Consider the following 10,235-nt stretch of genomic DNA (forward strand, 5'->3'; position numbering starts at 1 on the left):
CACTCAGAAGCCCAGGCTCTCCAGCAGATCGTCCACCTGTTCCTGGTTGGACACCACATCTTCACGCCCGACAGCACTGATCACCGGGCCGTTCATGAGGGATTCCGATGCTTCGGTCTTGCGCTCGGCCGGCATGGCCTCAAGGAGCACCTGCAGCAACTGCTGCTCGAGGCTCTGGGCCAGATCGACCACTTTCTTGATCACCTGCCCGGTGAGATCCTGGAAGTCCTGCGCCATCATGATTTCCAGCAGCTGGGCGTTGGTCTCCCGCGTGTCGTTGACGACACCGCCCAGGAACTCGCGGGTCTCGCCGGCCAGGGCACGGAACTCGTCCGGGCTGAGCTGGTTGGCGTAGAGGCGGTCCCAGCGGGCGCGCAGGCTCTCGGCGCCGCTGTGGAGCTTGTCCTGGAGGGGCTTGGCGATGTCGGTGGCGTTGAGCACCTTGCTGGCGGCCTGCTCGGTCATCTCGGAGATGTAGCTGAGACGCTGACGCGCATCCGGGATGGCGTGGGCGGCCTCCTGAAGGCTACGGTCGTAGCCGAGCTCCCGCAGGGTGTCGTGGAGCTGACGGGTCATGACGCCGATCCGGTTGAACACAAGATGGCCATTGTCGGGGCCGCCGGCGGGCTCGACGGCCTCGGTTTCGGCCTCCGAACCGTATTCACTGGCGACGGAATCGAACAGGGCCTGCAGATCGTCGTCGTCACTCGCGGCCGGCGCCGCTTCAAGCACTGCCGGCGACGGAACGACTTCAAGATGGGGAGTGGGTACCGCCGCCACTGCGGCCGGCCCACCTGCGATGCTGTCGAAGAGGGCCTGCAGGTCGTCGCTGTCGCCCGATTCGTCGAATTTGAGACGTTTTGCCATGGTGGAACTCCGTGCTGGAGGGGGCGATCAGGCCGCCTTCTTGCCCATTTTCTCGAAGATCTTCTCGAGCTTTTCGGAAAGCGTCGCAGCCGTGAAAGGCTTCACGATGTAGCCGCTCGCCCCGGCCTGGGCCGCCGCGATAATGTTCTCCTTCTTGGCCTCGGCGGTGATCATCAGGACCGGCAGATGCTTGAGGGAAGGATTCGCGCGGATGTTCTGGAGCAGGGTCAGCCCGTCCATGTTGGGCATGTTCCAGTCGGTCACGACGAAATCGAAGGGCAGGGAATTGAGCTTCTGCAGCGCGACCTGGCCATCCTCGGCCTCGTCCACGTTGGTGAAACCGAGCTCTTTCAGCAGGTTGCGGACGATCCGCCGCATGGTCGAAAAGTCATCGACGACAAGAAACTTCATTTTGGGGTCCGACATATTGTTGATCTCCGTTCAACCTGGGTTCGGGTCAATCCCGGTTGGCACGCATGAGTAGCGGGCGCAGGGTTTCGGCCAGCACGTCGGCGTCGAACTTGGCCACATAGGCGTCCACGCCGACACTCTTGCCCATCGCCCGGTTGGCCTCGGACGACAGGGACGAATGCATGACCACCGGAATGCCCTCGAAACGGGCATCCGCCTTGATGTTGCGGGTAAGCACGTAGCCGTCCATCTCGGGCATCTCGGCATCAACGAGGATCAGGCTCACCTCGTCGCGCAGGCTCATGCCCCGCTGCTGGGCATGGGTGGCCATGCCTTCGAGGCGCGTCCAGGCCTCCAGCCCGTTGAGGGCGTGCTTGTGGCGCACACCGAGCTTGTCGAGGGTTTCGGCGATCTTCTTGCGGGCCACCGCAGAATCATCGACGAAGAACACATTCACGTCACTGCAGCCTTCGAGGGGGTGGATCTGCCCGACCACCGCCTCGCCGAAGGTGCTGGCGAGGATGGTTTCCACATCGAGGATGGAGACCAGCTTGCCGTCCCCCAGCTCGGTGATGGCGGTGATGAAATGATGACCACCGGAGGTGACGTTATCTGGTGCCCTGACCTTGTCCCACTCGACGCGGATGATCCGATCCACCTCGTGGACCAGGAAGCCGAGGGTGCGCTTGCTGTATTCGGTGACCATCATCGACTCGCCGAGGGGGTCGCCGGGCTCGGAAATGCCCATCACCCTCGCCAGCGCAAGCACCGGAATCACGTTGCCGCGCAGGGAAATCAGGCCTTCCACGCCGACCGGCATGTTGGGCGCCTTGGTGATGAAGGGGGTGCGCGACACCTCCCTCACCTTGAAAACGTTTATCCCGAAGATCTCCTGGGTGCCAAGGGAGAACAGCAGGATTTCCATGCGGTTGGAGCCCGCCAGCTTGGTGCGGGCATCGACGGATTCGAGCACTCCGTAATTGACGCGATCCATGTTCATCATCCTCCTCCTGGCTCAGGCTGCGCCGGGAGCTGCGGCGTGTTGGGTGATCAGACGACGCAGCACCTCGGCCAGGCGCTGCGGCTCGAACTTGGCGACGTATTCATCGACGCCGACCGAGCGGCCGAGTTGCTGGTTGGACATGCCGGACAGCGAAGAATGCATGATCACCGGCACCCCCTCGAAGCGCGGGTCAGTCTTGATCTGCTTGGTAAGGATATAGCCGTCCATCTCGGGCATTTCCACATCGGTGAGGACCAGGGCGAGCAGATCCTTCACCTTGCGGCCGGACGATGCGGCATAGCTGGCCAGGCGTTCGAGCTCATCCCAGGCCTGGCGGCCATTCACCGACCCCACGTAGCGCACGCCAAGGGCGTCCAGGGTGCGTTCGATCTGCTTGCGGGCCACCGACGAATCGTCGGCAAAATACACGGTGATCGGCTCGTCGATCGCCAGCGGCTCGATGCCCTTGAAGAGGAATTCGTCGTCGTAACGGGTGGTTTCGGAGAGCACCTTCTCCACGTCGAGCAGCATCACCAGCTTGGGGCCGGGCAGCTCGGTGACCGCGGTGACGAGCCCACCCAGATTGGCGGTGAGCATTTCCGGCGGTACTCGCATCTGCGACCAGTCGAGGCGCAGGATGGTATCGACCGCCTCGACCAGGAAACCCTGGGTGTGGCCGTTGTACTCGGTGACGATCATGATCTCCCGGGGCGACTCGATGCTCATCCCGGCATACTTGGCCAGGTCAACCACCGGCACCAGCACGCCCCGCAGGCTGACCATGCCTTCCACCGACGAAGGCATCTCGGGCGCCGCGGTGATCGGCGGCGTGCGCATGACCTCCCGCACCTTGAAGACGTTGATCCCGAAAGTCTCGCGCCGCCCGGTTCGCGGATCGGTGCCGAGGGTAAACAGCAGGATCTCGAGCTTGTTGGTCCCCGCCAGGCGGGTACGCGCATCGATATTTCTGAGAAGTTCGGACATTACTCATTCTCCGTCGCAGACCACCTGCCACCCCGATGGAGCAGATCCCGACATGGAAACAATATCGGCGGGGGCCGAACAATCTTGAGGCCCGGCCGGCCACCAGCCACCGGCATGGCTCAGGCCCGGTAACCCACCCGGAAGCCGCCCCAGTGACGGCCCCCCACATAAACGGGGGCCGATATGTCGTGCATGATCTCCCCGGTATCCCGCCGGTAGGTCTGAAGCAGGAAGGGCATCTGATGCAGCCCGCACTGACGCCCCACCGGGTCGTCAAAGATCCGTTTCGAGCGGCAATGGGCGAGATCCCAGGCGAGGTCGCCGGTGGGCGCATGGGCAAAGCAGCGGTTGTGGGTCGGCACGTAGGCGTTGCGATCCGTCCCGATCGCATAGACGATCTCTTCATGGGCCGACAGCACGGCCTCCTGCAGGCTGGGGAAGATGCGGTCGGTGAGCGTGTCGAAACGGGTGGTGTATTGCTGCGGACGCGTACCGGGCAAGGGCCGGTAGGTGTCGTCGAAGAGTTCGGCCTCGCTGATCTGGCGGCCAGCCAGCGCCTGCTCCAGCAGCGCCCCCATGCGCTGGGCCGCATCGCGCACCAGCTCGGGCATGCGCCGATGTACCGCCATGGCCCGCTCGCCCGCGGCGCCGAGCTTGAACACCCTGTTGATCTCGCTCAGGTTTTCGGCAAGGCTGCTGAGGCTCCTGGCTTCGTCCAGGGTGTTGCGCGCTTCGGCCGAATTCTGCCCGGCCCCATCCATGATCTCCCTCACGTTGCCGACCACCCGCTCCGCCTCGCGGCTGTGGGCACCGATGGCACAGGCGATCGCGTCGACGCTCTCCATTGTCTGGCGCGCCCCGTCGGTGATCTGCCCGAGGGACCCCGCCGCCCGGCGGGCGAGCTCGGCGCCGGCATTGGCCTGGGCGCTGCCGCTGTCGATGGCGGCAATGGCGCTGCGTGTCTCGCTCTGGATCGCCAGGATCACGGCACCGATCTCGGTCGTGGCGCTGGAGGTTCGTTCAGCCAGCTTGCGCACCTCGTCCGCCACCACCGCAAAGCCACGCCCCTGCTCGCCGGCCCGGGCGGCTTCGATGGCCGCATTGAGGGCGAGCAGGTTGGTCTGGTCGGCGATCTCGCGGATCACCTTGACGATGCCGCTGATGGCCTCGGAGCGCTCGCCGAGGGCCGCAATCACCACCGCGGAATCCTCGACCGAGCGGGCGATCCGCTCGATCTCCCGGGACGCGGCCGCCACGACGTCGGCGCCCTGGACTGACAGGTCACGTGCCACCTGGGCATGGGCCGCCGTCTGGCTGGCATGCTCGGCCACCGTGCTGACCCCGCCGGTCATCTGCTCGATGGTGCGCACCATGCCTTCGGCCGCTGCCCGCTGGGCGCCGGACCCCTCCGCCACACGGCCAGCGTGCCCTTCGAGCAGCGCAGCGGCCTCGAAGACGCGCTGGGCGTCGAAGATCACCTTTCCGACGATACCCTGAAAGCTGCCGATCAGATCATTGAAGGCCAGCTCGGCCTCCCCGATGACGCCGCCACTAAGCCCGACCCGGCGGGACAGGTCACCGTCACGATGCATGGCGCGGATGTCATCGCGCAGGGCCTCGAGGGGCTTGACGAAATACACCCTCAGCCCCACCGCCGCAACGGCACCGACCAGCACCCCGGCGGCGCAACACAGGCCGAGATAAGTAGCCGACAGGGGCTGGCCGACGGCGGCAGCGCAGGCCAGCACGGCCAGGGCTGTGATCAACCCGAGGACAAAAGGAATAACTTGCAGGAACATGGGCCGGCCGATCCGTCTCGTTGGTGATCAGGGAACACCGGCATGCGTGGCAATCCGGCATCACTCTCAGGCCATGCCGCAGTAGACGCATGCACCAGACGGATTTATCGACCCCGCCGCGGGGAACTTGACCCGCGGCCGGAAGAAGGCGCTAACGAGGGCTGTCGATCGCCCGTTCGGCAAGCCGGAAGACGACCTCGACCCGATTGCCCGGACCGCTGTAGCGCACTTCTTCACACACCCTCAAGAGGAGTGGAATGCCGCGGCCGTGGCCCTTCAGCATCTCCTCGGTGGTGGGCTCGCAGCGGGCCTGCTCGACCTGCAGCTGATGGTCGAAGCCCGGCCCGGTGTCGGAACAGCTGATGAGCAGGGCCGGCGGCTCGCCGAGGGTCTGACGCAGCGTGAGCTCGAACTCGACAGCACCGACGGCGAGGCGGTTAAGGCGTCGGGCACGCTCGTCGAGGTAGGCATCGAGGCCCTCCACACCGGCCTTGAGGGACGATGGGAGACGCAGCAGGCCGTGATCGAGAGCGTTGTTGAAGAGTTCGGAGAGCACCAGAAAGAGCCGCCCGGCGAAAGGCCGGACGCCCTCGAAATGCTCGATGGCGCCGAGCACCAGCGGTACCGCATCGAGACGCTTGAGGTCGGCGGCACCGAGGCGCAAGCCCAGGCTCCAGTCGCTCGCGGTGAAGGGCGGCGCAGAATCGCCGGCCTGGGCCGCGTGGCTGGGGCTCGGTGTATCGGCAAGGTCGATCAGCGCGATCGAAACGTCGTCGCGCGGCGGGCAGCCGCCGGTCATCCGGCCGACGATCCGGGTCAGGTGGGGCAGCCTCGCCCCGGCGGGCTGGCCGAGCAACACTTCACCCAGGCCATCGACACCCAGCGCCACGCCTGCAGCGTCCTCCTGCTCGATCAGCCCGTCGGAGAACAGCAAGAGCTGGTCGTGGGGGTCGACCACATGGGAGTCGACGGTGCCGTCGAACTCGTCGTCATCCACGACGCCTAGGGGGAAGTGGTGGCGGTTGAAGTGCAGCCGCACGCCACCATCGGGCCTGATCAGCAGCGGCCCCGGATTACCCCCGTTCCACACCGTGACGTAGTGCTCGCGAAAATTGACCGCCACCAGGGTGGCCGCGATGAAACGATCCACCGGCAGCAGCGCCCGCACCTTGCTGTTGATTTCCCGCGCGATGGCGTCGATGCCGAAGCCCCGCTCGGTCATCCGGTAGAAGGGTGCCGTGACCGGCAGGACATTGAGGGATGCCGCCAGGCCGTGACCAGCGCCGTCGGCGAGCAACACGTGCAGCACATTGGCCGGCGTGCGGGCGGCGGCGATGAGGTCGCCGCTGAACTCGGCCGCCGGGGCAATGAAGTGGGCGACGACCGAGTCGTTGAGCGCCTCGCGGTTGATCAGGCGCTCCATCACGAAGCGCGCCAGCCGCTGCTCTTCTTCCTGCATGCTGCGGTAGCGGGCGAGTTCGCGGTTGCGCTCTTCGGCCTGGCGCTGCATGGCGCGAAGACGCAGGATCACCCCGAGCTTGGCGTGCAGCATCTCGCGGGATGCCGGCTTGCACAGGTAGGAATCGGCACCCGCCTCAAGGGCGCGCATCTGGGTGGCCTCGTCGAGGCTGCCGGTGAACACCAGGGTCGGGATCCAGCTGCCGTCGGTCCGGGCACGGACGGTCTGGAGCAGCTCGATGCCGTCCATGCCGGGCAGGCCAACGTCGGTCATCAGGACGTCAGGGTGGCCGCGGCCGATGTGATCGAGCGCTTCCCGGGCCGTGCTGACACCAACGACGCGGTGGCCCAGGGCGAGCAGATCCCGACGGATCAGGAACAGATCGTCGGGATTGTCATCGACAACGAGAATAAGGAGCGATTCAGCTCCGTACTCCGCCACTGTTACACGATCGGAAAGAGCTTGCCGAAGTTGGCGATGTCCAGCACCTGACGCACGCTGCCCCGGGCGTTGGCCAGGCAGACGGTCTTGCCGGAGCTCTTCGCCTTGTCGCGCAACATGAGCAGCATGCCGAGGGCGGAGCTGTCCAGGTAGGCGACGTTACCGAGATCCACCGCCACTTCGGTCGTGCCAGGACTGCCCAGCGCCCGGTCTACCGCGTCGCGGAATTCCCGGTGGGAGTTGAAATCGAAACGCCCGGAGAGTTGAATTCTGGCCTGACTCTGCTGGGTGCTGACACTGGTATCCATTGCTTGCCTCTTGTTATCTCAATGCTCGAAACTACGCCGGCTGCCACCGACCTGATCTGTGATTCATGCTCGCAGGCCCCGGCGCTCACTTCCGCCGAGGCGGGCCAGCACGCGTTGCCCAATTTCCTTCAGCGGTGCCACCTCTTCGAGGGCACCGATTGTCGCAGCTTCCCGCGGCATGCCATACACCACGCAGGAGTCCTGATCCTGCCCTATCGTCCAGGCTCCGGCCTTGCGCAGCGCCAGCAGGCCCTGGGCACCATCCTTGCCCATCCCGGTGAGAATGACTCCCAGGGCATTGGCGCCGACCTGGCTCACCGCCGAATTGAAGAGCACGTCGACGGCCGGCCGATGCCGATTGACCGGCTCGGACTGAGCCAGCTCGCACACGTAACCGCCGACCACCCGCCGCACCGACAGATGCGAATGGCCGGGCGCGAGGTAGGCCGTTCCGGGCTGGACCTTTTCACCATGCTCGGCCTCCTTGACCCGCAGCTGGCAAAGACCATCCAGCCGCCTGGCGAAAGACGCAGTGAACATTTCCGGCATGTGCTGCACCATCAAAATGGCCGGCATCTTCGCCGGCATAGAACATAGCACTTCCTTGATGGCCTCGGTGCCCCCGGTCGAGGCGCCAATCAGCACCAGTTTCTCCTGCAAGACCCGTTCGGAGAAGCCGCCCGGATTACCGCGGGGGGCCTCGAAAGGCTCGTGCAACAAGGGTTTCGGCGCAATCGCCGGCTTTACCGGGACCCTCGGTCGAGCGCTGTATGCGGCCCTCACCTTTTCACAAATTTCTACACGACAGGCCTCGATGCTGGCCGCCGAATCCATTCTTGGTTTCGGCAGAAAATCCACCGCACCCAATTCAAGCGCATGCAAGGTCGCTTCGGAACCGCTACGGGTGAGGCTCGAAATCATCACGACCGGCATCGGCCGCAGCCGCATCAGGCGCGCCAGAAAATCGAGGCCATCCATTTTGGGCATCTCGATATCCAGCGTCAGCACATCCGGAGCGAGTGTCTTGATCATCTCCCGGGCAGCGATGGGGTCGGGCGCGACACCCACCACCTCGAGATCGGGCGCCGAGTTGATGACTTCGCTCAAAAGACTGCGCATCAAAGCGGAGTCGTCGACGATGAGAACCTTGATTGCCATGTTCAGCTTCCAGTCCGGAACGGGGCCTGCAGCCCCGGTCAACCAAAGAGTTCGACGTCACCCTGCACATTGTCGCGTCGAAGCCGGGCTTGATATTCGCGCTCACGCTCGATAAGCGTGTCGTTTTTCACGCGAACGAGCTTTTTCATCATCACCCGTCCATTTACCGGAAAGAAATAGACTTTGCGAGGGTAGATATCGAGCAGATCCTGCGCCACGACGGGTATTCGTTCGGTGCGCAGATAGTCGAGCACGAATTGGGCGTTCTTTTCGCCCACCTGCGTCTGAGTCAGACTGGCCAGCACCTGCCCGCCACCGAAGACCTTGGCCTCCAGGCTGCTGCGCCGCGCACCCAGCTTCAGCAGATGGTTGAGCAGCACCTCCATCGCATACGCGCCATATCGCGCAGAAGACGACAGCATACCGCCTTCGCTCGCATCCGGCAGCATGAAATGATTCATTCCGCCCAAACCTTTATCCCGATCCCGGATGCAGGCGGTCACGCAGGACCCCAGCACGGTGACCAGCAGGATGTCTGCCGTGGTGACGAAATACTCCCCAGGCAAGACTTTCACTGCATCACATTCGAAAGTGCGATCGAAATAGCGGTTGGTCGCCAGATGTTCCAGATATCCAGGCTCAACGCTCACGGGCGTCCGTCCTTTCATAGACCGTGCGCCCGAGGGAACGGAAGATGTCTGCGGCGTGCAGGAAGCTTTCAGAATGCCCGGCAAACAGCAGACCGTCCGGCTTGAGAAGCGGCACGAATCGCTTGAGGATGTCGTACTGGGTCGGCTTGTCGAAATAGATCATCACGTTACGGCAGAACATGATGTCAAAAGGCCCCTGCAGCGCCCAGTTGCGATCGAGCAGATTGATCCGCTGAAACTCGATCAGCCGCTGCAGCTCGGGGCGCACCCGGACGAAACCCGCCTGGCTGCCGGTTCCCTTCAGGAAGAAACGCTGCATCCGTTCCCGGGACAGGCGCTCGACCCGGTCCATCCCGTACACACCGCCCCGGGCCGTGGTCAACACGTTGGTGTCGATGTCGGTGGCGACGATCTGCACCGGGGGCGTCATCGAATTGAAGGCCTCGCAGGCGGTGATGGCCAGGCTGTAGGGCTCCTCGCCGGTGGAGGCAGCGCTGCACCAGATCCGCACCGGGTTACGCCCGGCGTGCTTCTTCAGGCGCTCGGCGAGAATGTCGAAATGATGGGCCTCACGAAAGAACGAGGTGAGATTGGTCGTCAGGCTGTTGACGAAGGTCTCCCACTCCGCCGGCTCCCGTTCGGCCCGATCGAGATATTCGGCGAAGGTCTTGTCCCCACGGGCCCGCAGACGCCGCGCCAGACGGCTGTACACCATGTCCTGCTTGACCGGCGACAGGGAGATGCCGGCGTGCTTGTAGATCAGTGCCCTCACCCGTTCGAAATCGGCGCTGGAGAATGCAAACTCGCGCTCCGGCGTGGCGGCAGCCGGCACGGCGGGCCGCGGCGCCAGCGGCCGCGGTGCCGCAGGACGGGCCAGGGTCGAGGCCCCGGTCGGGCGTGGTGGAACGGGCTTGTCGCTCATGGCCGGCGTCTTAAAACTCTTCCCATTCATCATCAACCTCATTGGCTGCACCAGAAGCGCGCTTGATCTTGGGCACGACCGGCGCACTGCGTGGCAGGGCGGGACGCGCCTGGCGCTCGGGCAGGCGGGCCACGTTGTCGGGAACGACCTGGGGCTTCGCACCGAGCGCGCCACCCGCGGTGTCGAGTTGGAACATCGCAACCGCCCGCACGAGGCTGCGCGACTGCTCTTCG

The 10,235-nt window shown here is 64.6% G+C and carries 11 protein-coding genes; all 11 read right to left on the bottom strand.

The window, feature by feature from the left end; genetic code table 11:
• Positions 1 to 3: 3 nt before the first annotated feature.
• The gene (cheZ, locus tag ZRA01_RS18815; RefSeq protein WP_141354916.1) at positions 4 to 867 is read right to left on the bottom strand and encodes a protein phosphatase CheZ; all 864 of its coding nucleotides are present in this window, start codon (positions 865 to 867) and stop codon (positions 4 to 6) included.
• A gap of 27 nt (positions 868 to 894) precedes the next feature.
• On the bottom strand, positions 895 to 1,293 hold the full coding sequence (gene cheY, locus ZRA01_RS18820; RefSeq protein ID WP_141354917.1) for a chemotaxis response regulator CheY: 399 nt from the start codon (positions 1,291 to 1,293) through the stop codon (positions 895 to 897).
• A 31-nt stretch (positions 1,294 to 1,324) separates the two neighbouring features.
• Positions 1,325 to 2,281 carry a chemotaxis protein gene (locus ZRA01_RS18825; RefSeq protein ID WP_218028760.1) on the bottom strand — a complete coding sequence of 319 codons (957 nt, stop codon included), beginning with the start codon at positions 2,279 to 2,281 and terminating at the stop codon, positions 1,325 to 1,327.
• 12 nt (positions 2,282 to 2,293) lie between these two features.
• Positions 2,294 to 3,265, bottom strand: a complete 972-nt coding sequence (locus ZRA01_RS18830; protein ID WP_141354918.1) for a chemotaxis protein — start codon at positions 3,263 to 3,265, stop codon at positions 2,294 to 2,296.
• A 119-nt stretch (positions 3,266 to 3,384) separates the two neighbouring features.
• Positions 3,385 to 5,064: a methyl-accepting chemotaxis protein gene (locus tag ZRA01_RS18835; RefSeq protein ID WP_141354919.1), complete on the bottom strand. Its 1,680-nt coding sequence runs from the start codon at positions 5,062 to 5,064 to the stop codon at positions 3,385 to 3,387.
• Positions 5,065 to 5,215: 151 nt separating this feature from the next.
• Positions 5,216 to 6,964: an ATP-binding SpoIIE family protein phosphatase gene (locus ZRA01_RS18840; protein ID WP_141354920.1), complete on the bottom strand. Its 1,749-nt coding sequence runs from the start codon at positions 6,962 to 6,964 to the stop codon at positions 5,216 to 5,218.
• A 2-nt stretch (positions 6,965 to 6,966) separates the two neighbouring features.
• On the bottom strand, positions 6,967 to 7,272 hold the full coding sequence (locus ZRA01_RS18845) for an STAS domain-containing protein (protein WP_141354921.1): 306 nt from the start codon (positions 7,270 to 7,272) through the stop codon (positions 6,967 to 6,969).
• A 63-nt stretch (positions 7,273 to 7,335) separates the two neighbouring features.
• Complete coding sequence (locus tag ZRA01_RS18850; protein WP_141354922.1) at positions 7,336 to 8,430, bottom strand: protein-glutamate methylesterase/protein-glutamine glutaminase; 1,095 nt, start codon at positions 8,428 to 8,430, stop codon at positions 7,336 to 7,338.
• Between the two features lie 38 nt (positions 8,431 to 8,468).
• Positions 8,469 to 9,080, bottom strand: a complete 612-nt coding sequence (gene cheD / locus ZRA01_RS18855) for a chemoreceptor glutamine deamidase CheD (RefSeq protein ID WP_246093757.1) — start codon at positions 9,078 to 9,080, stop codon at positions 8,469 to 8,471.
• Positions 9,070 to 10,002, bottom strand: a complete 933-nt coding sequence (locus ZRA01_RS18860) for a CheR family methyltransferase (protein WP_141354924.1) — start codon at positions 10,000 to 10,002, stop codon at positions 9,070 to 9,072. Before ZRA01_RS18860 ends, cheD begins: the two co-directional genes overlap by 11 nt.
• A 10-nt stretch (positions 10,003 to 10,012) precedes the next feature.
• A partial coding sequence (locus ZRA01_RS18865) for a hypothetical protein (RefSeq protein WP_218028761.1) occupies positions 10,013 to 10,235 on the bottom strand: 223 nt, incomplete at its 5' end.

This window comes from Zoogloea ramigera (assembly GCF_006539865.1).
Taxonomy (GTDB): Bacteria; Pseudomonadota; Gammaproteobacteria; order Burkholderiales; family Rhodocyclaceae; genus Zoogloea; species Zoogloea ramigera.